The 25058-nt window shown below is 30.0% G+C and carries 25 protein-coding genes and 1 pseudogene; 25 read left to right on the top strand and 1 reads right to left on the bottom strand.

The window, feature by feature from the left end; translation table 11 throughout:
* Positions 1-40: 40 nt before the first annotated feature.
* The 11 genes from rlmH (at position 41) to KGF41_RS16125 (ending at position 10104) form a co-directional block, all read left to right on the top strand.
* Positions 41-520: a 23S rRNA (pseudouridine(1915)-N(3))-methyltransferase RlmH gene (gene rlmH, locus KGF41_RS16175; protein ID WP_227856982.1), complete on the top strand. Its 480-nt coding sequence runs from the start codon at positions 41-43 to the stop codon at positions 518-520.
* Between the two features lie 240 nt (positions 521-760).
* Complete coding sequence (locus KGF41_RS16170) at positions 761-1390, top strand: alpha/beta fold hydrolase (protein ID WP_227842994.1); 630 nt, start codon at positions 761-763, stop codon at positions 1388-1390.
* A gap of 304 nt (positions 1391-1694) precedes the next feature.
* Positions 1695-2006 carry a PTS sugar transporter subunit IIB gene (locus KGF41_RS16165; protein ID WP_227828590.1) on the top strand — a complete coding sequence of 104 codons (312 nt, stop codon included), beginning with the start codon at positions 1695-1697 and terminating at the stop codon, positions 2004-2006.
* Positions 2007-2053: 47 nt separating this feature from the next.
* A complete protein-coding gene (locus KGF41_RS16160) occupies positions 2054-2371 on the top strand; it encodes a PTS lactose/cellobiose transporter subunit IIA (RefSeq protein WP_227828591.1) in 318 nt (105 codons plus the stop codon).
* A gap of 212 nt (positions 2372-2583) precedes the next feature.
* A complete protein-coding gene (locus KGF41_RS16155) occupies positions 2584-3285 on the top strand; it encodes a GntR family transcriptional regulator (RefSeq protein WP_227828592.1) in 702 nt (233 codons plus the stop codon).
* A 224-nt stretch (positions 3286-3509) separates the two neighbouring features.
* Complete coding sequence (locus KGF41_RS16150; RefSeq protein ID WP_227828593.1) at positions 3510-4811, top strand: PTS sugar transporter subunit IIC; 1302 nt, start codon at positions 3510-3512, stop codon at positions 4809-4811.
* A 134-nt stretch (positions 4812-4945) separates the two neighbouring features.
* Entirely contained in the window at positions 4946-6040 is a 1095-nt protein-coding gene (locus KGF41_RS16145) for a MupG family TIM beta-alpha barrel fold protein (RefSeq protein ID WP_227828594.1), read from the top strand.
* Between the two features lies 1 nt (position 6041).
* A complete protein-coding gene (locus KGF41_RS16140; RefSeq protein ID WP_227828595.1) occupies positions 6042-7175 on the top strand; it encodes an amidohydrolase/deacetylase family metallohydrolase in 1134 nt (377 codons plus the stop codon).
* Between the two features lie 17 nt (positions 7176-7192).
* Positions 7193-8302, top strand: coding sequence for a DgaE family pyridoxal phosphate-dependent ammonia lyase (locus tag KGF41_RS16135; RefSeq protein ID WP_227828596.1), 1110 nt, complete (start codon positions 7193-7195; stop codon positions 8300-8302).
* A 64-nt stretch (positions 8303-8366) separates the two neighbouring features.
* Complete coding sequence (gene dagF, locus KGF41_RS16130) at positions 8367-9107, top strand: 2-dehydro-3-deoxy-phosphogluconate aldolase (protein WP_227828597.1); 741 nt, start codon at positions 8367-8369, stop codon at positions 9105-9107.
* A gap of 4 nt (positions 9108-9111) precedes the next feature.
* Positions 9112-10104 (top strand): sugar kinase, encoded by a 993-nt coding sequence (locus KGF41_RS16125; RefSeq protein WP_227828598.1) that lies wholly within the window; start codon positions 9112-9114, stop codon positions 10102-10104.
* A 100-nt stretch (positions 10105-10204) separates the two neighbouring features.
* On the opposite strand, the gene KGF41_RS16120 is transcribed toward KGF41_RS16125, so the two are convergent.
* Positions 10205-11086: a LysR family transcriptional regulator gene (locus tag KGF41_RS16120; RefSeq protein ID WP_227828599.1), complete on the bottom strand. Its 882-nt coding sequence runs from the start codon at positions 11084-11086 to the stop codon at positions 10205-10207.
* Between the two features lie 272 nt (positions 11087-11358).
* On the opposite strand from KGF41_RS16120, the gene KGF41_RS16115 reads away from it, so the two are divergent.
* The 14 genes and pseudogenes from KGF41_RS16115 to KGF41_RS16055 all read left to right on the top strand — a co-directional run bounded on the left by KGF41_RS16115 (position 11359) and on the right by KGF41_RS16055 (position 24807).
* Positions 11359-12747, top strand: coding sequence for an LVIVD repeat-containing protein (locus KGF41_RS16115; protein ID WP_227828600.1), 1389 nt, complete (start codon positions 11359-11361; stop codon positions 12745-12747).
* A gap of 26 nt (positions 12748-12773) precedes the next feature.
* Positions 12774-13730 (top strand): flavodoxin family protein, encoded by a 957-nt coding sequence (locus KGF41_RS16110; protein WP_227828601.1) that lies wholly within the window; start codon positions 12774-12776, stop codon positions 13728-13730.
* Between the two features lie 94 nt (positions 13731-13824).
* Entirely contained in the window at positions 13825-14337 is a 513-nt protein-coding gene (locus KGF41_RS16105; RefSeq protein ID WP_227828602.1) for a DUF1097 domain-containing protein, read from the top strand.
* Between the two features lie 31 nt (positions 14338-14368).
* The gene (locus KGF41_RS16100; protein WP_227828603.1) at positions 14369-15223 is read left to right on the top strand and encodes an acetyl-CoA hydrolase; all 855 of its coding nucleotides are present in this window, start codon (positions 14369-14371) and stop codon (positions 15221-15223) included.
* Between the two features lie 506 nt (positions 15224-15729).
* Positions 15730-15798, top strand: a pseudogene (locus KGF41_RS21190) (hypothetical protein); the annotation flags it as partial.
* Positions 15799-15995: 197 nt separating this feature from the next.
* The gene (locus tag KGF41_RS16095; protein ID WP_227856981.1) at positions 15996-16793 is read left to right on the top strand and encodes a MerR family transcriptional regulator; all 798 of its coding nucleotides are present in this window, start codon (positions 15996-15998) and stop codon (positions 16791-16793) included.
* Between the two features lie 103 nt (positions 16794-16896).
* Positions 16897-17721, top strand: coding sequence for a CPBP family intramembrane glutamic endopeptidase (locus KGF41_RS16090; protein ID WP_227828605.1), 825 nt, complete (start codon positions 16897-16899; stop codon positions 17719-17721).
* A gap of 205 nt (positions 17722-17926) precedes the next feature.
* On the top strand, positions 17927-18448 hold the full coding sequence (locus KGF41_RS16085) for a cysteine hydrolase family protein (protein WP_227828606.1): 522 nt from the start codon (positions 17927-17929) through the stop codon (positions 18446-18448).
* A gap of 369 nt (positions 18449-18817) precedes the next feature.
* Positions 18818-20899 (top strand): BglG family transcription antiterminator, encoded by a 2082-nt coding sequence (locus KGF41_RS16080; RefSeq protein ID WP_227856980.1) that lies wholly within the window; start codon positions 18818-18820, stop codon positions 20897-20899.
* Positions 20900-20914: 15 nt separating this feature from the next.
* Complete coding sequence (locus tag KGF41_RS16075) at positions 20915-21202, top strand: PTS sugar transporter subunit IIB (protein WP_227828608.1); 288 nt, start codon at positions 20915-20917, stop codon at positions 21200-21202.
* A gap of 27 nt (positions 21203-21229) precedes the next feature.
* Positions 21230-22501 (top strand): PTS ascorbate transporter subunit IIC, encoded by a 1272-nt coding sequence (locus tag KGF41_RS16070; protein WP_227839123.1) that lies wholly within the window; start codon positions 21230-21232, stop codon positions 22499-22501.
* Positions 22502-22564: 63 nt separating this feature from the next.
* Positions 22565-23167 (top strand): SIS domain-containing protein, encoded by a 603-nt coding sequence (locus KGF41_RS16065; protein ID WP_227828610.1) that lies wholly within the window; start codon positions 22565-22567, stop codon positions 23165-23167.
* Between the two features lie 4 nt (positions 23168-23171).
* Positions 23172-24068 (top strand): 4-hydroxy-tetrahydrodipicolinate synthase, encoded by an 897-nt coding sequence (dapA, locus tag KGF41_RS16060; protein ID WP_227842933.1) that lies wholly within the window; start codon positions 23172-23174, stop codon positions 24066-24068.
* Between the two features lie 106 nt (positions 24069-24174).
* Positions 24175-24807 (top strand): ketohydroxyglutarate aldolase, encoded by a 633-nt coding sequence (locus KGF41_RS16055; protein ID WP_227850638.1) that lies wholly within the window; start codon positions 24175-24177, stop codon positions 24805-24807.
* Positions 24808-25058 lie beyond the last annotated feature (251 nt).

Here is a 25058-nt window from a genome sequence, read left to right as displayed (position 1 = left end):
GTATATAAATTTGTAATAAGATTAAGTTTAGGAGAAGTATATGAATATAAGTATAGTTGTAGTAGGTAAAATTAAAGAAAAATATTTAAAGTTAGGTATTGATGAATTTAGAAAGAGACTTTCTAAGTATTGTAAGTTGGAAATTATAGAGCTAGATGATGAAAAAGCTCCAGAAAATTTAAGTGCCAAGGAAATGGAAATTATAAAAGATAAAGAAGGAAAGAGAATTTTAGGGAAGATAAAGCATAATAGTTATGTTATAGCTTTGGCTATTGATGGAAAGAATTTGTCTTCTGAAGAACTTGCTAAGACCATGAGTGATTTAGCAGTTAGAGGAAATAGTAGTATCTGTTTTATAATAGGAGGTTCTTTAGGACTTTCTGGTGAGGTCTTAGCTAGGGCTGATTATAGATTGTCTTTTTCTAGGATGACTTTTCCTCATCAGATGATGAGATTGATATTGTTAGAGCAGATTTATAGGGCTTATAGAATAAATAATGGAGAACCGTATCATAAGTAAGTAATACGGTTTTATTTTTTATATGTGAAATGATATACAGTTACTTATAATAAAATTTGTATTTAATTTGATAAAAATAGGTAGCTCTAAAGCATTTACATAGAAAGTTGTATAGTTACAACCTATAATTTATTTTTTTATAAAAGGGGGGAGTTTGAATAACTAATATCCAATAGCAAAATATTAAATTATTAATAAAATATAACAACGAATTATAAATTGGTAGAAAGGAAGTATATAATGCAGTATGTATTAATTCATGGTCTTGGACAAAATTCATCAAGTTGGGATAAAGTAATTTCTTATATGAGAGGACAAGAGAGGCTTATATGTCCAGAATTATCTTTATTTCTAAGAGAGGGAGATGTAACGTATTCGAATCTATATCAATCCTTTTCACAGTATTGTGATGATTTTTCGGAACCTTTAAACCTATGTGGACTTTCATTGGGGGGAGTTCTTGCATTAAATTATGCGATAGATAATCCTTCAAAAGTTAAATCCTTGATATTGATAGCGACACAATATGAAATGCCAAAAGTATTACTCAAACTTCAAAATATTATTTTTAGATTTATACCTCAGAAATCTTTTAAGGGTATGGGACTTAGAAAGAAAGATTTTATTGAATTAATAAATTCAATGATGAATTTAAATTTTAGTGAAAATCTAAAAAATATTTCATGCCCTGTGTTGGTTATATGTGGAGAAAAAGATAAAGCAAATAAAAAAGCTACAAGTAATATAGCTAAAGGTATAATAAAATCAGAAATTCAATTTGTGAAAAATGCTGGACATGAGGTAAATACCGATTCACCAAAAGAATTAGCAAAAATAATCAGATTCTTTTATTGTAAACAAAAACTATAATAATACAAATTACTAAATAGATTTGATACAACTGAACCAAATAAATATAAGATACATAAAATTCAATTTAAAGAGGTGTTTTTTTAGATGGTATGATTTATACTTCTATATAAATTTTGTGAGTTGATTGTTGATGGTGAGCCGTATCACAAATAAGTGATACGGTTTTTTCAGTTTAGCAATTAATAATATTAAAATAATAAAAAAGTATTGAAAGTATATTACATTTGAGGTAGAATTAAATAAAATATTATAACATTATAATGTTTAAGTTGATTGTTAATAAAAATTTGGAGGTAAATATATGATAAAAATAATGTTGGCTTGTTCAGCGGGAATGTCTACAAGTTTATTAGTTACTAAGATGGAAGATGCAGCTAAAGAAAGCGGTATAGAGTCACAAATTTGGGCAATACCAGAATCAAATATACAAAATGAAATAGAAAAATGTGATGTTTTATTATTAGGGCCACAAGTTAGATATGTATTGTCTAAGGCTCAGGAAATAGCTAAGCCACATAATATACCAGTAGAGGTTATAAATATGATGCACTATGGTACAGTTAATGGAAAAGCTGTTTTAGATAGAGCAATAGAACTTAACAACGCTAAGTAATAGAAAATATAACGTATTTTTAATATATAAATTGGGAGAATCAAGGGATGGACGAAAAGATTATAGAGATTTCTTTTGGTATAATAGGCTATGCAGGTGAAGGTAAAGGATTAGCTTTTGAGGCAATACAAGAAGCTAAAAATGGAAACATAGAAAAAGCAAAAGAATTATTAAAAGAGTCTAAGGAAGTTATAAATAAGGCGCATAGATACCAAACAGAATTAATACAAAATGAAGCTAGTGGGAATAAGACTGAAATGAGTGTTATACTTGTACATGCACAAGATCACTTAATGAATGGTATGAATTTTCAACAGTTAGCTGAGGAAATAGTTGACTTACATTTGAGGTTACAAGATAAATAAAAATTAAAGAGAATAAAATGAAAGAGTTCTAAAAATATAAATTATGTACTGCACACCAATCGTTAGAATGTTGGTTCAATAATTGAAGTGTAGTACACTAAGTTTATTTTGAGGACTCTTTTTATATTGAGTTTAAAGTTAATGTATATTTACTATTAATAGTATAAGATTATATGTTATAATATTATAACATATAATTTAAGAGGTGAATCATGTTAAAAAATCAACCATTATATATACAAGTCGTAGAGATATTAAAGCAAAAAATATTAAATAATGAATATAAAATCGATGAAAATATTCCAACAGAAAGAGAGTTAGAGCAAGAGTTTGGGGTTAGTAAAATTACTGTTAGAAAAGCTATTGAGATATTAGAATCAGAAGGATATGTAGAGAAAAAGAGTGGAAAAGGGACAAAAGTAATAAGCAATAGTCTTTTTAATAAGCTATCTAAGGCAGATTCTTTTTCAAGCATACTTTTATCTAAAGGTCATAAGTTATCTAAAGAGACTATTTCAATTGAAAAAATTATAAATGATACAAACTCACAAGTATTTAGTATATTTGGAGAAAAATGTAGCAAGATTACTAGAATGTATTACTTGGATAGTAAACCATATATATATTTTACTCATTATATACCTTTTGACGAAAATCTAACTGTTGAAAGTTTTAATAATGAAAGTTCTTTATATATGTATTTATATAGGAGAGATATAAATATAACTAGGTTTGAAGATGAATTTTTTATAGAAGAATCAGAACTGGAAGTATCAAAGGCTCTAAATCTAGAAAAAGACACATTACTTGGAAGAAAGAGAAAGACCTATGATGAGAATGATAGTATCGTTGAGTTATCATTTGCAAGATACAATACAGAAGTACAAAATTATGTAATTAAATATGAAATATAATATAATAAAAATCCTGAGTTTATTAAAATGATAATATGCTCAGGATTTTATTTTATAAAAATAAATAAGATTATAACATTATGATGTTTACAATTAAAGATTATAATGTTATAATCTTATTAATCAAATAAGTGATATTATCAATTGCATAAAAATTAGTTTTCATCATGAAATCGTTATTGTGTTGTAAATAAAGGGGAATATCACTAATATAGGGGGGAACTATGGAAAAATTCGCAAGTTTTTTAGAGCGTAAGATTATGCCTGTAGCAGCGAAGATAAGCAATCAAAGACATATGAGAGCTGTAAGAGCAGGTATAATAGCAACATTACCACTAACGATAGTGGGATCATTTTTTACAATATTATTAAACATACCTATTGATGCTTATATGGATTTTATAGCTCCATTCAGAGAAACGTTAGATATACCGTTTAGATATACTGTAGGATTTTTATCTCTATACGCTACTTTTGGAATAGCGTCGTCACTTGCTAAAAGTTATAATCTAGACACAACAGGTGTTGGGATGCTTGCAGTTATGGCATTTTTAGTTTCTACAATAGTTCCAACTCAAGTAGTTGAACCAGTAGGGGGAGTTATAGAAGCTGGTAGATGGATGGATATGGCGAAACTTAATTCACCATCATTATTTGGAGCAATCGTAACATCATTAATTACAGTTGAGATATATCGTTTCATGAAGGAAAAGAATATTACAATTAAGATGCCAGCAGGGGTGCCACTAGAGGTTTCAAACTCATTTACTGCATTATTACCAACAGCAGTAGTACTAATGTTATTCTGGGTAATAAGACATATATTAGGATTTGATATAAGTTCAGCACTAAGTGCTATGTTATCACCTTTAAAAGGATTCTTATCAGGAAATAGTTTAGGTGGTGGAATACTAACAGTATTCTTAATAACAGTATTCTGGGTACTTGGAATACATGGTCCAGCTATAATGGGTCCAGTAATAAGACCTATATGGGATATGTCTATAGCAGAAAATATAACTGCATTCACAGAAGGAGTATCAGCTCATGCAATGCCAAATATATTTACAGAACAATTTTTACAATGGTATGTATGGATAGGAGGAGCAGGAGCTACTCTTGCATTAGTTGTAATGTTTATGTTTTCTAAGTCAAAATACCTAAAAAGTTTAGGCAGATTAGGATTTTTACCAGGATTATTTAACATAAATGAACCTATAATATTTGGAGCACCAATAGTTATGAATCCAATACTAGGAATACCATTTATAATTGGGCCTATAATAATGACAGTTCTATCGTATGTTCTTACTATTACAGGTATTATACCTATGATGGTAGCAAGATTACCATTTGCAATGCCAGCACCAATAGCAGCAGTAATGAGTACTAACTGGAGTATAATGGCAGGTATCTTAGTATTAATCAACTTTGCGATATCATTTGTTGTTTATTATCCATTCTTCAAGGTTTTTGAAAAGCAACAATTACAAAGAGAGCAAAAAGAAATGAGTGAAAGTTTATAAAAATACATATAATAGAAGTTTTGTACTGTATATAATATAGAAAAAACTTACAAATTATTAAAGGTGAAGGTAGGAGGAATTATCTTCACTTTTATTTTATATATCAAAAAAAGTGTAATTTTAGGAGGAGAAAGATGGAAAGAAGATTAGGAATATCAGTATATCCAGAGCATAGTAATATGGAAGATGATAAGACATATATAAAAATGGCTTCAAAGTATGGATTTAAAAGAATATTTATGTGTATGCTTTCAATTACAAGACCAAAGGAAGAGGTTAAAAAACATTTTAAAGAGATTATAACTTATTCAAGAGACTTAGGATTTGAAGTAATCCTTGATATAGCTCCAAATATATTTGATATATTAGAAATATCTTATGATGATTTAACATTTTTTAATGAGTTAAGTGCTAGTGGAATAAGACTTGACTATGGATATGATGGAAGTAAAGAAGCTATGATTTCTTTCAATCCATATGATTTAAAAGTAGAGCTAAATATGAGTAATGATGTAGCGTACTTAGATAATATAATTACTTACAAGCCAAATGTAAATAATATATATGGTTGTCACAATTTTTATCCTCAAAGGGGTACAGGCTTGCCATATGATTTCTTTGTAAGATGTTCAAATAGATTTAAAAAGTATGGAATAAGAACTGCCGCTTTTGTTAATTCAAAATACGCAACAATAGGACCTTGGAATATAAATGATGGACTGTGCACACTTGAAATGCATAGAAATTTAGATATAGCTACAGCAACTAAGCACTTATTCGCAACTGGTTTGATTGATGATGTTATTGTAGGAAATGCATATGCAAGTGAAGATGAATTAAAAAGAATGTCTGAAGTAAATAAATATCAAGTTGTATTTAGTGTAGTAGCTGAGGAAAAAACTTCTGAAGTAGAAAAAACAATAATAGTAAATGAGCAACACTTTAGAAGAGGGGACATAACTAATCAGGTAGCAAGATCTACAGAGGTAAGAAAAAAATATGCTAAAGAAAATTTCCCTAAACATGATAATACGGGCATCTTTAAAAGAGGAGATGTAGTGATTGGTAATGATGACTTTGGAAAGTATAAAGGGGAATTACAGTTGATACTTCAAGATTGTGAAGATGAAAGAAAAAATAAGGTTGCCAGAATAACAGAAGATGAAATAATACTTTTGGACTTTATTGAACCTTGGAGTAAATTTAAGCTTGTTTTAGAGGGAGAGTAAAGTGAAGATAGACATATTAATCAAAGGTGGAAAAACAGTAGATAAAAGTATAATTGATATAGCTATATTAGATGATAAAATAATAGAAGTAAAAAATCAGATAGATGATTCTAAGTATCAGGCAAACCAAATTATAAACCTAGACGGAAAGACATTTATTAGCGCAGGGTGGATAGATATACATACACACTGCTACGAAAGGTTAGAGATTTATAAAGATTATCCTGATGAGGTTGGAATAAAAAGTGGAGTTACTACTGTAGTAGATACAGGGACAACAGGTGCTTTAGATATAGAGAAATTTTATGAGGATACTAAAAAGTACAAAACAAACGTGTATGCTTTAATAAATATTGCTAAGCAGGGAATAACATCTCAAGATGAACTTTCAAATATGATGAACATTGATGAGGATGAACTTAAAAATGCAGTTAAAAAATATAAAGATTTTGTTGTTGGAATCAAAGCTAGAATGAGTAAAAGTGTTGTAATTTCAAATGGAATTGAACCTTTGAAGTTAGCTAAAAGAATTAAAAAAGAACTTAATCTACCTATGATGGTTCACTTTGGAAGTTCTCCTCCAACTATAGAGGATATATTAGGTTATATGGAAAAAGGAGATATATTAACTCATATATATAATGGAAAACCAAATGGAATATTAAAAGGTAATAAGATTAAAGAGGAAATTATAGAAGCTAGAGAAAGAGGTATAATCCTTGATGTAGGTCATGGAACAGAAAGTTTTAGTATGGATGTTGCAATGAAAGCTAAGGATGTGGGACTTTTTCCAGATACCATAAGTACAGATATATATATTAAAAATAGAATAAATGGTCCAGTATATAGCTTATCTACAACAATGGAAAAGTTTATATATATGGGTTACTCACTTGAAGATATAATAAATAAGGTTACTAAAAATGCAGCAAATGCAATAAACTTGAAAAATAAAGGTTTAATAAAAGAAGGATATGATGCTGATTTAACTATATTTGACGTGGTGAATGAAGAAAAAGAACTTCAAGATTCTTTGAATAAGTCAGTAATCACAAATACGTCCATAAAGCCAAGAGCGGTAGTAATTAATGGAGAGTATTTGAATATAGGTGAGTCTACAAAGGAGAATGAATAGGAAGGAGAGAATATTGTATGAGTAGTGTATTTGAAAAGTACTCTGTAAGACGTGTTATAAATGCCTCAGGTAAGATGACTATACTAGGGGTGTCAATATTAGATAAGGAAGTTATTGAAGCAATCGGTGAAGGGTGTAAAAATTTCTTTATAGTAGAAGAACTTGTAAATAAAACAGGTGAATATATAGCAAATTTATTAGAGTGTGAAAGTTCAGTAATAGTTTCTAGTGCATCTGCTGGAATTGCACAGAGTGTAGGTGCAATGATAGCAAGGGATGATATGAGTCTAGTTTACAATATAAATAATCCTAAAAAGCAAGTTAAAAGGGAAATAATAATTCCAAAAGGGCATAATGTTGACTATGGAGTCCCAGTAGAAACAATGATAAGACTTGGAGGAGGAGAAGTTGTTGAGGCTGGCTATGCTAATATGTGCAACAAGGAACATATAAGAAGAGAGATAAATGACAATACAGCGGCAATTATGTATATTAAATCTCATCATTGTGTTCAAAAGAGTATGCTAAGCGTATTAGATGCAGTACAAGTTGCCAAAGAATACAATTTACCTTTAATAGTAGATGCAGCGGCAGAGGAAGATTTAAAAGTATACTATGAACTAGGAGCAGATTTAGTGATATACAGTGGCGCAAAGGCTATAGAGGGACCTAGTTCAGGGTTAGTAATAGGTAAGAAAAAATATATAGATAATGTAAAGCTTCAATCAAAGGGTATTGGAAGAGCTATGAAAATAGGAAAAGAAAATATAGTAGGTTTAACATGTGCAATTGAGAGATATATAAATAATGATAAAGTAACTTTAAAAGAAATGGAGGATAAGCTAAATCCATTTATAGACAAGATAAATACTCTAAATGGGATAAGTGCTAATATAACTAGAGATTCAGCGGGCAGAGAAATACTGCGTGGAGAAATTAATTTTAATGAAGATATAATAAATAAATCAATACAACAAATTATAAATGAGCTTAGAGGTGGAGAGATATCCATATACACTAGAGATTATAAGGCTAATGAAGGCAAGATAGAGGTTGATATAAGAAGTGTAAGTAAAGATGATTTAGATATTATTTATAATATAATAAAAGAGATAATAGAAAAATAGAAAATAAGGTAAATAAAACGATAATGACTTATTAAATTAAATTTTACTAGAAGAGGGGATTAATATGAATTGTACACCAAAATATTATAAAGATAGAGTTTGTTTAAATGTTCTTGCAGGAAACATAAAAAATGCTAAAGAAGTATATGATGCTTGCGATGGGCATGTATTAGTAGGAGTACTATCGAAGAATTATAGTACTGTAGAAGCAGCTATTAAAGATATGAAAAAGTATTCAAAGGAAATAGATAATGCAGTATCTGTAGGACTTGGAGCTGGAGACCCAAATCAATCAAATATGGTATCTCAAATTTCTAAAGAACTTCAACCACAACATATAAACCAAGTATTTACAGGTATAGCTACATCTAGAGCATTACTTGGTCAAGACAATAGCATAATAAATGGATTAGTTTCTCCAACTGGTAAGCCAGGATTTGTAAAGATATCTACAGGTCCATTAAGCTCAAAGGAGGAAGATGGTATAGTTCCTATAGAGACAGCTATAGCTATGATGAAGGATATGGGAGGAAGTTCAGTTAAGTTTTTCCCAATGGGAGGGCTTAAAACAAAAGATGAATATATAGAAGTTGCAAAAGCTTGTGCAAAGCATGACTTTTATCTAGAGCCAACAGGAGGTATAGACTTAGATAACTTCAAAGAGATAGTTCAAATTGCACTTGATAATGGTGTAGAAAAAGTTATACCTCATGTTTATACATCAATAATTGATAAAGAAACAGGTTGTACAAAAGTAGAAGATATAAAAACACTTTACAAAATAATAAAAGAATTATTGGGGTAGATTTATGAATATATTAGCTTTTGGTGAAATAATGATGAGACTTTCAGTACCTGATTATAAGTTTTTAACACAAACAGACCAATTAAATTATGTAATTACAGGTACAGGGTTAAATATATTATCTGGACTTCAAAATTTTGGATACAATACCTATATGTTAACAAAGTTGCCTAATAACAATGTAGGTAAAGCATCAAGTGCAAACATAAGAAAGCTTGGAGTAAAAGATGATTTTATTACATATGGAGGAAATCATATAGGAGTATATTTTCTTGAGACTGGATATGGAGAAAGGCCTTCAGAAGTGACTTATTTAAATAGGCTAAATAGTTCATTTTGCGAGAGTAGGCTACAAGAATATGATATTGATAATTGTCTAGAAGGAATAGATGTAGTCCACATATGTGGGATTGCTATGCAACTTACAGATTCAGTTAAAGAGATTGCTTTAGAACTAGCTAAAAAGTCTTATGAAAAGGGGATAAAAGTATTCTTTGATTTTAATTTTAGACAATCGCTAAATCCAGACAAGACTTATGATAATTTAGTAGATGATTATAAAAAAATACTACCATATTGCCATGGATTATTTGCTAGCTATAGAGATATAAATAAAATACTTAATATAGACGCTCTAGATATAAAATCGAGTTCAGAATTGATTAAAAAAGAGTATGATATAGAAATTGTGGCTGGAACTATGAGAAGATTTGATGATATGAACAATAGATTTATAAAGGGATATATATCAAATAATGATGGCTATTTTGAAAGTAAGGAATATAAGTTAGAAATATATGACAGAGTTGGTGCTGGAGATGGATATGTAGCAGGAATTATATATTCATATTTGGAAAAGATGAGCAATGAAGATATAGTTGAGTTCGGGGTTGCTAGTTCAGTGCTAGCCCATACAACTTATGGGGATAATTCTTTAGTAAGTACGAATCACGTATTTAGACTTATGAACAATGAAAAATTAGATATATTGAGATAGTATTAATAATGAATGAAAAATTAAATAATAAGTAGATAGAAAATAGCATTAACCATAGAAAGATGGTTAATGCTATTTTTATAGTTAATATTAATTAATTTTATATTATAGAAATAAATTTTTCTAATGCTGGATTTGTATTGTTTTTATTCCATACAACTACAACTTCTATTCTATTTTGTACTTCATTTATGGGTACAATTGCAATATCCTGCTTTATCATAGTATCTACAACACAAAATGAAGGTAAAATGGATATACCCATATTAGAGGCAACTAATGATTCAATAGTATTAAGATCATTTGAACGTTGCACAACATTAGGTACAAATCCCGCTTCACGATATCTATTTTGTATCATGGACTTCTGCCCATATTCATCGCCTGTTTCCTTTACAAAAATAAACTTCTCATGTTGTAGCTCAATTAAATCAATATAATCCTCATTGCAAAGTGGATGACCAGGGGGTAAAAGAGCTACCAAAGAATATCTTTCTACAGTTTTATATTCAAAATCTTTTAATGGTTGATTTTCTGGATTAATAACAAAGGCAAGATCCATAAAATTATTTTTCACTAAGTTTAAAAGTTCAGTTATCTCGTTAGTACAAATTTCCATAGATATATTAGGGTATGTATTAGAAAATTCTTTTAAATATTGTTGAAATTTGTTTTTTTCATATCCTATTAAGATTCCAATACTCAAAGTTCCAAAAGAACCATGTGCAAATTGTTGTGTTTTTTCAATAGCATCATTGATATTTTTTATTATAGTACGTGCCTCAGATAAAAAAACTTTTCCAGCTGGGGTTAGTTCAACATGTCGTTTACTTCTTGTAAATAGAGTTACATTTATTTTTTCTTCTAAAGCTTTTATTTGTTGTGTAATAGCAGTTTGGGAAATATAAAACTTTTCTGCTGTTTTGGTAAAACTTAGATTTTCTGCTACAGATATAAAATATTCTAATTGTTTAGTATTCAAATAATCACCCCTATTTAAACTTGATTGTTTGTAAACATTGTTTATATATAATTAAAACTTATTATAGTATAAGAAAATTTACTTTTAAAGAATATTGGAAAATATTTGTATAAAAATATATGTTTTAAACATATCTTTATACTAGATTTTATAAACTTATTAATAAGAATAACTTATATATTCCCATGAAAACGATATTGGATTTAAGTAAGTTTGTCCCATAAAATGAAAGTATACCAATTAATAATATTTTAAATGAGAAAGGAGAAAAAATGGAGGATAAATTTTACGCAAAAGGAAAAGGAAATAACGGATATGTTAAAAACCTTGAAGTTTGTTCCTTTAATGACTTAGATGGAACTTGTGGAATGTTTCAAATGGCTCTGTACAAAAGAGATGAAAAATACTATTTATATGGATGTTGTTTTGGAGGAAGCAAAAAAAATGGAGTAATGATTAGTGATGTTACAGATCCTTATAATCCACACTTTATAAAACATTTTCAAATGTTAGATCCAAAAGAGTACCCTACAACAACAACTCCAAAAATTCAAATAGCAGATGATTTAATGATAGTAGCTATGAGCTGTGGAAGTGGGCCAGGAGCACTTGTTGACCAAGCTAAATTAGCAAGTATTAAGTGCGAAGCAGGAATTAGAATATATAGTTTAAAAGAAGACCCTTTAAATCCTAAGTTTTTAGGATACTGGGATTGTGGATTAAAGCATGTAATGGGTGTCCATAGATTTATGTATAATGGTGGAAGATATGTCCATTTATCAAGTGATTGTGTTGGTTTTGAAGGTTTGATTTATAGAGTCATAGATATAATAGATCCAACTAATCCAGTGGAAATAGGTAAGTGGTGGAGACCAGACCAATATGCAGATGGATATCCAAATAGAACTTTTGATCCAGGGGCAGCTCATTGTCCAGAATTTATGGATAAAGGATGGCTTCATGGACCTCCATTTGTAAGAGATGGAAAAGCATATTGTGGTTATGGTGGAGCAGGTTTAGTTGTACTAGATGTTGAGGATTTAACAAGACCAAGATGTTTAGGTGAATTACCATTTATGCCTGCATTTTCTAGTAGACTTGCAGGAGCAAGAACTCATACAGCACTACCATTACCAGAAAGAGATTTAGTTGTTGTGCAAAATGAGGGAGAACGTTTCCAATTTTTTAAGCCAGAGAATATTACAGATGTTCAAGCCATGAATAATATACATATGGTTGATGTTAGTAATCCAACAAGACCAACATTAATTGCTCAATTCCCATATCCTGAAGTACCGAAGGATTTCCCATATCCTAACTTTAATGTTGCAGGGCTAGGAAAACCAGGGCCATTTGGACCACATAACCTTCATGAGCCAATGGATAATAAACCATGGTTAGAGCAAAGAGGAGATAGAGTATATTGTTGTTATTTCCATGCAGGATTAAGGGTTTATGATGTATCAGATCCATATTACATCAAAGAGTTAGCATATTTTATACCACCAAATCCAAATAAAACACCAGAAGAATCTTATTTCCCAGGATTCCCTGGACCACGCTTGGCAGTAACAGAAGATCTTATTGTTGATGATAGAGGTTACATCATCATAGATGCCTTAGATGATGGATTCTATATATTAAAAATGAAAGAATATTAATAAATGCTAAAGAGGGAGAGTTGAAAATGAAAATACTAGGTATTTCTTTTGGAACAAAAAATGGAAATAATGACACAATGTGTAAAGTGGCACTTAAAGGTGCTCAAGAAGCAGGAGCTGGAGTAGAATTTATTCAAATGTCATCTCTTAACATTAAACATTGTACTGGATGTTGTGCATGTGTTAAGAATTTATTATCTGGAAAAGGTAGTATGTGTGTATTAAAGGATGATTTTGAATGGTTACTTGACAAAATGAAAGGTGCAGATGGGATAGTAGTTTCAGACCCTATCTTTGAAGAAGGAGCATCAGGATTATTCCATACTATAATGGATCGTTTTGGACCAAGAGCAGATAGAGGAAATAATATTATAGGAACAAAAGTTGCAGAAGCTACAGGAGGAAAAATTCCAGACCCAAGAATGCTTAATGATAAAGTAATATCATTCATGGGAATAGGAGGATCAGACTGGGGTACAAGAGTTCAATGTGAGCATGCTATGCTAGCCTTAATACCAATGTGGAAAGTTATAGATAATGCTTGGTTCCCATGGGCAAAGGAATTAGTAATGGATGACTCAAAACTTGCTCAAGTTCATCAAATAGGTTTAAACATAGTTGAAGCAGCAAAAGATTTTGACAAAGCTTTATACCAAGGAGAAGAAGGAGTCTGTCCACATTGTAATAATAGATTATTCTATCTTGAGCCAGGTACTAAAAAATCAATATGTGCTCTATGTGGTATAGTTGGAGAATTAGATACTGCAAGTGGAAAAACTGTATTTAGTTTCCAAGAAGAACAATTAGGTCATGCTCATGATACTTTAGCAGGCAAGTTTATACATGGTGATGATATTAAGAAAATGGAAGGCCATTATGCAGAAGTTCGTAAAACACCAGAATTTAAAGAAAGAAAAACAGCTTACAATTTTATAGAACCATCAACAAAAGAAAAGCATGTTGAACTTTCATTAGGAGAATAATTAAAATTTATAGTATCTATGATTGCAAATCCAATAGCAATGAGGTTGGTGGGAATGAGGCAAGCTATAGAAGCTATTAATTATAATATAGGAAATGGATAGAAAGAAAAAAGAAATATTAACACTAGCTATAGGGATTGCTTTACTACCTCCTTTATGGGCAGTGTTAGCACCTTATATAGGAATAAAAACTGGAGCTGTAGCACTTATTTGTGCAGGACTATATGTAACAAATGGTAATAAACGAAAAGATGGATTAAAAATAATGTTCGGTTTTTGGTGTGGAGATTTATGGGCAGTTTTGGCCATTTTAATTATGGAGTGTATGAATTTCAATCCAAACCTAGAATTATTTTTAACTCTTAGTATATTAGGATTTTTTGCAGTTATAATTGCATCTTTATTTGAAAAAATAATATTCCTACCAGCATGGCTTTGTGGTTGGGCCATAGGTCTAACTATTATGACAGGTGAAAGTATTATTAACTTACAAGGTCTTTATATTCAAATTGCTGTGGCTATGGTAGTAGGAGTGTGGTATGTAGGAGCAGGTGTAGATTTATTTACTATGTGTATTTTGAAGAAAGATAAAAAAACGGGAAATTGAAAGCATGTGAATATAATTTGATTATAGGAGAATGTTTATGGGATTTGAATTTAAAATAATGAGAAGTTTAATATATGTAGGACTTGCTAAGGAAGAGTATAGACCTAAATTAATGGACTGGTTATATCGCTACCATATTCCAGATAGTATTAGTAATTTTGGACCATATTGTACTAAATATGCTTTTTATCAAGCGTATCCTACACCAGATGAAGGCGAACGTTTTGGTGTACGTAAGATGCAATTAACAGAGCACTATTGGATTGTAGATGAACATATGCCTGAAATGGCAAATAGAATTATGACAGAATACATGCCTATGGATGTTCTCCGTTGGCAAGGGTGTATACCAGATGTGGAGAATAAAAAAGTTCATGAGAATGCAGAAAGTGGAGATGCAGGACGTGCAGTAGGTGGGGATAACGGATGTCCACCATTTATATTTGCTTTTGTTCCAATAAACTGGGAAGAAGATTTTAGAGGAAAAGGGCGTACTGTACAAGATGGACCAAACTATCGCTGGCAATTTATGATTAAGTATCCAGATGGCATTTCTAAAGAAGAAGGAGAAAAATGGTTCTATGATGAAGTAGTTCCATACTTTACAAACTGCTGTTATGTTAATCGTTTTGTAAGTAGTAAAATTATGATTAACTATGGAGCAACTGCCTTTGATCGTGTAGTAGAACTATGGTTTGAAGGAGAAGAAGAATGGTATAAAGCTGTGGTTGAAGGGACAAAATCATTTATCAAAAAGCCAGAATGGGCACAAGAAGAAGAGTTCCCATATTTAAAGCCGCAATTTAATATTGCATCAGTATTCTTAGGCGATATAGCAACTATGGATGCATATTCACAGTATCGTGGATATATTCCAATGAGATAAAAATTATAATTCATAACAAGCAAGTGGTGCACAATGACTATTATAGGCATCCGGTTTAGCCATAGTATCTCAAGTAAGTGGTGTGGCAATTGAAGTTGGACAATATGTATCAGCAAGTACAATAGCTACAAGTTGTTGGATTGATTTCAATTTTTAGGTGATATTCTTAATTATTCAACATTTATAGTAATGGTTATAGCTGTTATATGTAGTTTTATATTTATATTGATGATAAATAAGGCTAATAAATATGAAATAACAGCATTAGAATAAATTGATAATATTTGTTAAAAAAGAATTTAGAGTGTATTTAAAGATTAAGATGTTCCCTTTATGGTAGACAGTTGAAATAATAAAACTGTTAGAATAAAGGGAATATTTTTATGTCTAGGAAATCTTTTGAAATAAAAATTAAATATGTGCAAGAATATATTGTAAGTAAAGTATTATTATTAGAAATATGTAGACAAGATAATATTTATAACTTATCATATTAACAAGTTTACACTTGGCTTAGGAAATATAAAGCTAATGGACAAGAATCTCTTACTGATAATAGAGGTAAAAATAGATAAATACTCAGTTAAAAATGTACTAGAATTATTAGATGAGAAATGGTGTACTCATGTTTTGGAGAAATAAAAAGAGTAATTCCAAAGATTAAGAAATACTAAGCTGATTTTGACAATTCGAGATTTAGAAGATGCTGGAATTGTTAATAGGAAGCAATTTAATGAACATAAAGAGCATATATCAATAATAGGAGAATACAATGTATACAATTGGACAAGTATCTAAATTTTTAGGTATATCTAGAGATACACTAAAATTTTATGAAGACAAGGGATTAGTAAAACCTAAGAAAAATGATGAAAATGGATATAGAAAATATAATCAGTTTGATATATATGATATTACAACGATAAATTTTTATAGAGAAATTGATATCGAAATTAAAAAGATTCAAGAAATAATGAAAAGCAAGAGTATAAATAATTTAGAGCTTTTGCTAGAAGAGAAAGAACAAATCATATTGGAAGAAATAGAATATAAAAAGCTTCTTTTAAAAAAGATTCAGTTAATTAAAGAAGACTGTGACAAAATTAAAAAATATTTTGGGAAATACGCAATAAAAGAAATGAAACCTTTAGAAGTAAAGGGTAGAATAAAAAGTGTTACTGAATATGATGAATATGAAACTTTAAGAGAGAATACAGAAAGTCTAAAAAAAGCAGTTACATTAACTGCTTTAAGAAGAGTAATAAGTTTTAGTCAAGAAGGCATAACAGGAGAGATGTTTATAATTGTAAAAGAAATAGAGGGCTTTGACAAAAACATAGAAGGTGAAGTTCTCGCTCATCCAAATTGCATTTATACTATTATTGAAGATGGAAGATGGTCAACTGGAGGAGAAAATATTGATGATAAGGTGGAAGACCGATTAAGAAAAATAGCAATAGAAAATGGATATGACTTACTTGGAATAGTCTATGTTAACATATTGCTTACTACTTACGAAGAAGGGCTTGAACGCATATTTTTAGAAATATATGCACCTATAAAAAAATAATATAAAAAACATTGACCTGAGACTTACTCATAGGTTTAAACTCATTGTATAAGCAATTATAACTTATATAGCAGTTAAATATTAATTTGAAATGAGGGTTCTTATGAGAGTAGAGAAAACATTAAAAAGACCTATAGTAAGTTTTATTATTTTAACAAATATAATTTTCTTACCACTTTTTTTATTAGCATTAGCAACTAGAATGTTAAAACTTCCAACAGTGGTATCTGACATTACTTTGTGTATATCAGCCTGGTCATCAACTTTTGCATTTATGATATTATTTAAAAAAATTTACCCAGATGAAAAATTTCTAGTATATGTAAAAGATAGATTTAGAAATAAATTTAAATTTTCAATAGTATCTATAGTAATTAGTATACAAGTTTTAATAGCTATAGTAGTTATACTTATATTAACATCTAAAAATCATGGAATAATGCCTAGCTTCACAGTTTCATCATGGGGAGCGTTTATATATTTATTCTTAAAAAATTTATTTGCAGGTCCATTAGGTGAGGAATTAGGTTGGATAGGATTTGTTCAAAGTGAACTTCAGAAAAAACATTCTACTTTAAAAGCATCAATAATAGTAGGGTTTTGGTGGGGGATGTGGCATTTACCAATATGGTTTACAACAGGATTTACAGGGATTGATTTAATAAAATATATTATATTTTTTATGATTGCGATTATATCAACTAGTATTATAGTGGCAACTTTTTATAATTTAAATAAAACTTTGTTAGTATCTATTATAATACATCAACTATTTAATTTTCTAATTGGGATAATTAGTGGAAGTTTAATAGAACTTATAAAATACTATGCAATATTATATTTGGTATTTGCAATTGTATTGATAGCTATAAATCCAAGAAATGCACTATATAAAAAGTTTTCTAAAAACACAACACAAACTCTTTAAGAGTGTAAGGGAGAATCATGTCATAAATGAGTGATATGATTCTCCCTTACTTATTAATTAATTTTAAGTGAAAAATATTTGTAAGCATTCTCTTAAATCTGATTCTATTTTTAGTAGGTTTTTTATAAATAAAAAATTTATAGGATATTATTTACTGTTATGATAAAATATAAAGAAATTGTTTTAGGAACCTGGAGGAATAGATATGGTTTTATTGGTTGTTGATACACAAAAACTAATAACAAATGAAAAGTTGTATAATTTTCATGGATTTGTAGCAAACGTAGAGAATTTAATTGATACAGCAAGAAAAAATAATATAGAAGTAATATACATACGTCATGATGATGGGGCTGAAAATGAATTAACTAAGGGTAATGATGGTTTTGAAATATATGAAAAATTTAAACCATGTAATGAAGAAAAAATATTTGATAAAGAAGTAAATAGTTCTTTTAAGAGAACAGGTTTATTAGAATACTTAACAAATAAGAGCGAAAAAGATGTAATTGTCACTGGACTTCAAACAGATTACTGTATTGATGCCACTATAAAATGTGGATTTGAGCATGGATTTAATATAATAGTTCCAGCTTATGCAAATACAACTGTTGGCAATTCATTTATGTCAGCAGAACAATCATATAAATACTACAATGAATTTATATGGAATGGAAGATATGCAGAGTGTATTTCTTTAGAAGAAACACTTAAAAGAATGAAATAGATAAGTATATACTACTATATAAGAAAGAAAATTTAGCTAAATAAGGCACATTAATTTGAATTGATGTGCCATTTTAGGTGTAATAATTTATGTAAAATTGATGTGATTTTTATTTCTTTAAATCTAATTTTTCTTGAGTTCCTTTATTTAAGAAACTCTTTTTTTATGTATTTTATGTATAGAATATATACTTGTATTATAGTTTGTATTTTAGATAAGTTTAATTTTTGTCTTAATCTAAAACAAAAGTTAGACTTAAATGAAATTGAAAAGGCTAAAATTATCAAATAAAATAAATATTGTGGAGGTGATGAAAATCCAGCGATAATATAAAGACTAATCTTAATAAGAAAGTAGGGATTAATAGAAGTGGACAAAGAAATTGTATCAATTCTTCAGATTTTATTAAATAGCACATTGATTACAGCTGATGAACTACAAGAAGAATCTAATGCATCAAAAAGGCAAATTACTTATAGAATAAATAAAATCAATGACATACTTAAAGTAAAAAAAGTACCACTTATATATTTAAGAGCTGATAAAGATATTATTGTTAAAAAAGATACAAAAGATGCAATTAAAGAAATCCTAGAAAAAAACTATTCTAAGAATACTTACTACTTTAGCAAAACAGAAAGAATTTTATATATGTATTTAATGCTTTTTATTAATCTGGAGGATATTTCAATTAATCATTTTATAGATTCTATAAAAGTAAGTAGGTCTACTGTAAATCTTGATTTTAAAGATTTGATACCAGGGCTTGAGAAAAAGAACATTAAAGTTAAGAACAATCGTATAAACGGATATTACTTAGTCGGGAATGAGATGGAAATTAGAAGAGTACTTATTAAAAACATTATAGAAACGCTATCTAATGAGAAAAGTTCAAGAGTATTTGATATTTTTATTGAAGAGTATAAGTTAGATAGTTTTGAAGAAGCTAAAAAAATTATATTAAAGCTTGTAAAAAAATATGAAATTACTTTTGTTGAAGATAGATTAATAGAGTTCATATATATCTTTATCTTTCTAAAAGCAAGAATGTATTCAAATAGAATAGTTATTCAAGAAAATATAGATATTCCTAATATTGCAGTCATGAGTTCGATGAAGGAATACAAATTTGCTAGGGAACTATTAGAAGTATATGAGAGTAAAGAGAAGATAAAATCTCATAATATAATGTATATTAGTGCTTGGATTTTAGGTATATCAGTAGGAAATGATGAAGAAGATACAGAAGATAGAGCTGTTATTTCAAAAATTGTAAATAAAATGATGACAAAGTTTGGATATTTAAGTGGAGTTTATTATATAAGCCAAGAAAAAATATTTAAGAGACTATATTCTCATTTTAGACCAGCCTATTACAGACTTTTATTTAAATTGCCTATTTATAATCCAATTTGTGAAAAGGTAAAAGAAGAATATAGATTAGTTTACAGAATTGTGAGTAATGCAATGAAAGAGTTTTGTGGGCTATTTGGAGAAGACATTCAAGAAGAGGAATTAGCGTATTTAACTATGCATTTTGCAACCCTTTTCTCAGATAAAAAAGAGTTTGATGGACCTAGAAAAAGGAGAGCATTGATAGTTTGTTCAAATGGTGTTGGTAGTTCAGCTATTTTACATGCAGAACTTACAAGCTTGTTCCCTGATTTGCATTTTCTACCAATATTAGAATCCTCTGAGTTGGGAAATATCAGTGAATCTGTAGACATTGTGTTTACTACTAATTATAAGGCAGAGAGTTTAAAAACAGACGTTCCAGTAATTAAAGTTAATCCTGTTATGACCCCAAAAGAAAAATATAAGGTTACACGTGAAGTGTACATTCAATTGGGTGATATTTTTTTAAGGCAACCTAAAATAGATGAGGTTATGGATATAATAAAAAAATATGCAAAAGTAACTTCTGAGAGTATGCTTTCAAGTGAGTTATTAGCTTATTTTACACAGATAGAAAATTTTACGTCTAAGGAAGGAGAAGGACCTATGCTAAGTGACATTACTAATGAAACACTAATAAAACTAAGGATAAAAGCTAAAGATTGGGAGGAGGCTATTAGACAGTCAGCTTCTGTCTTAGTTGAAAATAATAAAGTAACTGAAGACTATGTCGATGCTATGGTTAACTCAGCAAAGGCATCTGGACCATACATAGTAATTACAAAACATGTGGCGCTTCCACATGCTAGGCCAGAAGCAGGGTCAAAAGAAATTGCAATAGGGATTGCTACTTTAGAAAATCCTATTGAGTTTGGAAATGATGATAATGACCCTGTAAAATATGTATTTTGCTTAAGTGCAATAGATAATAATAGTCATTTACGTGCTATGTCTGAGTTAGTTGAATTATTGGAAGAAGAGGAATTCTTTAGAGTTTTAGATAATGCTAAGGAAGCCAATGAAATTATTGATTTTATAAAAAAACACGAATTATAAAAGGGGGATTTAATTATGTATAAAATTTTAATCGCATGTAGAGCAGGAGTTGGCTCAAGTTTGATGTTAAAAATAAAGACTCAACAAATTATTAAGGAAAATAATTTTCCAATTGAAGTAGAGCATGGTTCATTAGACTCATTAAATGGATTCAATGGAGATGCTGTAGAAACATTAATTGATGTTGCTGAAGAGTTAAAAAATAAAGATTTGAAATTTGATATAATTGGAATTCACAATATTGTTGACCGTAATGAAATTAAAACGGCATTAGAAAAATTTCTTGCATCGAAAGAAAAATAAAATTTAATAGAATAAGGAGGGCTATTTATGGAGTTTATTATTAGTTTATTGAGTACACCAGCTGTTTTACTTGGTGTAGTTGCATTTATAGGATTGATTCTTCAAAAGAAACCAGCTGTTGAAGTATTTACTGGAGCTTCAAAAACACTTATAGGTTTCTTGATATTTGGTATTGGTGCTTCAGCTATGACTGGAGCATTACAGAACTTCAATAAATTATTCCAACAAGGTTTTGGAATTACAGGTGTTATAGCTTCACCAGAAGCAGCTACTGCACTTGCACAAGGTACATATGGTTTTGCAGTTTCATGTACATTGATTCTTGGATTCATATTAAACTTAGTTTTTGCACGTATTACAAGATTCAAAAATATTTTCTTTACAACAGGTCATAGTTTATTCTTTTCTTGTGTATTAGTTTTGATTATGAAAGCACATGGATTCGATAATACAATTACTATTTTAGTAGGTGGTACTATCTTAGGATTTATGTCTGCTGCATTACCTCAATTCTGTCAGCCATTTATGCGTGAACTAACAGGTGGGGATGAACAAGCTATTGGTCACTTCAACATGATTGGCTATGGTTTATCAGGTTATATTGGTCGTTTATTTTCAAAGCATAAAGAAGAAACAACAGAAACGATTAAATTTCCTAAGTGGTTATCAATATTCAGAGATTTCTTAATGGGTCTGTCTATAGTTATGCTAATCTTATTCTATGTAGCAACATTAAAAGCTGGTCACGCATTTACTCAGGAACTTGCTGGCTCAACACACTGGTTGGTGTTCCCTCTTATAGAAGCATTTACATTCGTAGCTGGTATGTCAATATTAATGTCAGGTGTTCGTATGTTCTTGGCTGAAATAACTGCAGCATTCGTAATTATTTCAGAAAAATATATTCCAGGTTCACGTCCTGCATTAGATGTACCAACAGTATTTCCATACGCACCAAATGCAGTTATTATCGGATTTATTTCAGCATATGCTGCTGGTCTATTAGCAATTGTTATTATGGCATCACTTCCTAATATATTCCCTGTAGTAATTATTCCAGCCGCTCATATATGTTTCTTTTCAGGTGGTACAGCTGCAGTATTTGGTAATGCATCAGGTGGATGGAGAGGAGCTATTGTTGGCTCATTCGTTGTAGGATTATTTCTTGCATTCTTACCAGTTATACTATATCCAGTTTATGGGACACTTGGTATAGAAGGTGCAACTTTCCCTAACATTGATTATAACGTGGTTGGTTCAATATTACATAATATTTTACAATTTATAAAACCTATCTAAGACATATTAATATTATACAAGGACAATAGGTATTACCATTATAATTTTAAGGAGGATAAATCTATGGTAGAAAATACATTACCTGTATTTCTAGAGAATCTATCTAATGAAGTTGCGACGTTCATTGCTTCAATAGATGAAGTATCTATAAACAAAGCACGTGATTTAATTTTCGAAGCAGAAAGGAATCATGGACGTGTGCATGTAACTGGTATTGGTAAGCCAGGCCATGTATCAGGATATATTTCCTCATTGCTTTCTTCAACTGGGACACCAGCATATATATTGCATGGTACAGAAGCAGTACATGGGTCAAGTGGTCAAGTACTTGAGGGTGACGTTGTTATTGCAATATCTAATAGTGGTGAAACTAAAGAATTAAAAGCAACTGTTGAAACATTAAAAGCAAATGGAGCAAAAATAATTGGTGTAAGTGGCAATGTTGATTCATACTTAAAAAATTCTTCTGATATATTTTTATTTGCAGGTGTTAAACAGGAAGGCGATTGCCTTAATAAGGCTCCTCGTGCGTCAATTCTTGCTGAAACTATAGTATTACAATCATTAAGTGTTGCACTTCAGTACGCTAAAGGTCTTGATGCACAGCAGTATTTGAAGTGGCACCCAGGAGGAAGTCTTGGAAAGTCTATTAGAGAGGGAATGTAATTTTATGAAATATAAAGGTATTATATGTGCAATGATAACGCCATTTGATGAAAATCAAAATATCAATCCACATGCAACATGTGAGTTGATTGATTATCTAATTGATAGAGGAATCTATGGATTATTTATTTTAGGAACTAATGGTGAATGCCATGTACTTACAGATGATGAAAAGGTTGAATTTGCAAAAATTGTTATCAATCATACTAATAATCGTGTACCAGTTTTTGTTGGTACTGGTGGCAATTCAACTCGTGAAGTTATAAATTTATCTAAGAGAATGGAAGGCATAGGTGCAAGTGCATTATCGATTATTACGCCATACTTTGTGGCACCAACACAACAGGAATTAATTTTACACTATAAAGCTATTGCTAAGGCAGTTAACTTACCAATTATGATGTATAACATGCCAGGTAAGACAGGAATTAATATTGAACCTGAGTCAGTATATGAATTATCTAAGGTAAAGAATATTGTTGGAATAAAGGATAGTAGTGGTAAGCTTGATAATATAAAAGCTTATATTGAAATAACTAGGAATGAAGACTTCAGTGTATTTTCAGGTTCAGATTCCCTTATTCTTGATACCTTGAAATCTGGTGGGCAAGGTGCTGTAGCAGCCACAGCAAATTTTCTAACAGAGATTGATATTGCTATTTATGATAACTTTATCAAGGGTGATTTAAAAGCAGCTCAAAAAGCTCAAAATAGTATTGAAGAACTTCGTCGTATCCTAAAATTTGGGACTATCCCATCTGTTATAAAGAAAACTGTTGTCTTAAATGGAATTAATGTTGGAACTGCACGACTTCCTGTAACTGAGCCGACTGGAGAAGTACTTGAAGAAATTAAGCAAGTAGTTGAAAATTATAGATCAACGTTTAATAAAGTGTTATAAATAGAGCAGGCAATCATGTTAATGTGTAGAGAATATATGCCTTATAAGCAATATTAATAAATTAAATAGAGATTAAAACGCTTTAATGAATACAGAGGTGAACGATATGAAAAAGATGAATATAACCAAAAAAATGGTAGAATGTGGAGCTCTAGCAATTGTAAGGGCGGAAACACTTGAGCGTGCATGTGAGATTGCTGAAGGCTGTATTAAAGGTGGAGTACCAGTTATAGAAATGAGTTATACCTTGAATAATGCTGGCGAAATTATTCAAGGGATTAGCAAGAAGTATGGTAAAGTACTTTGTGTAGGAGCAGGAACAGTTTTGGATAGCGAAACAGCTCGTCATGCCATTTTACATGGAGCTCAGTTCATTATTGCACCGAATTACAATGAAGGTGTAGCAAAAACTTGTAATAGATATCAAATTCCTTACGCACCAGGGTGTACATCATTGACAGAAGCAGTAGATGCATTGAGTTTAGGGGCTACCTTTATCAAAGCTTTTCCAATATCAGATTTCTATGGACCTAAACTAGTGAAGGTATTCAAGACACCAATACCTGATATGCCGATATTGGCAAGTGGTGGAATTACTCTTGATAACTTACATATATGGTTGGAAAATGGTGTTGATGTGTGTGGGTTTGGTGGGTTATTAACCAAAGGTAGCGTTGAAGATATTGCTGAAAATGCTAGAAAGATTCGTGAAATAATTAAAAATACAAGAGAAGCTTAAAGTCGGAGCTGTTGCATGAACAATTATAAATTGATGTGTAACAGCTTTCTTTTTTATGTAGAGTAGCTTATTTTTAATATACAAGGAGAAATTCCTCTTCCTCACTGTAGGAGGTGCTCCACTAGATTTTATAAAACAATACATAGAAAATAAAATATCCTAATAGGTGTAACAGATAACCGTATTACAAGTAAGTGATACGGTTTATTATTTATAATTTTATTATTTGAAATGTAGATAAATCCAGCAAT

This window comes from Clostridioides sp. ZZV14-6150 (genome assembly GCF_020657875.1).
Lineage (GTDB): Bacteria > Bacillota > Clostridia > Peptostreptococcales > Peptostreptococcaceae > Clostridioides.
The sequence above is the reverse complement of the archived record's forward strand: the minus strand, read 5'-3'. Positions and strand labels throughout refer to the sequence as shown.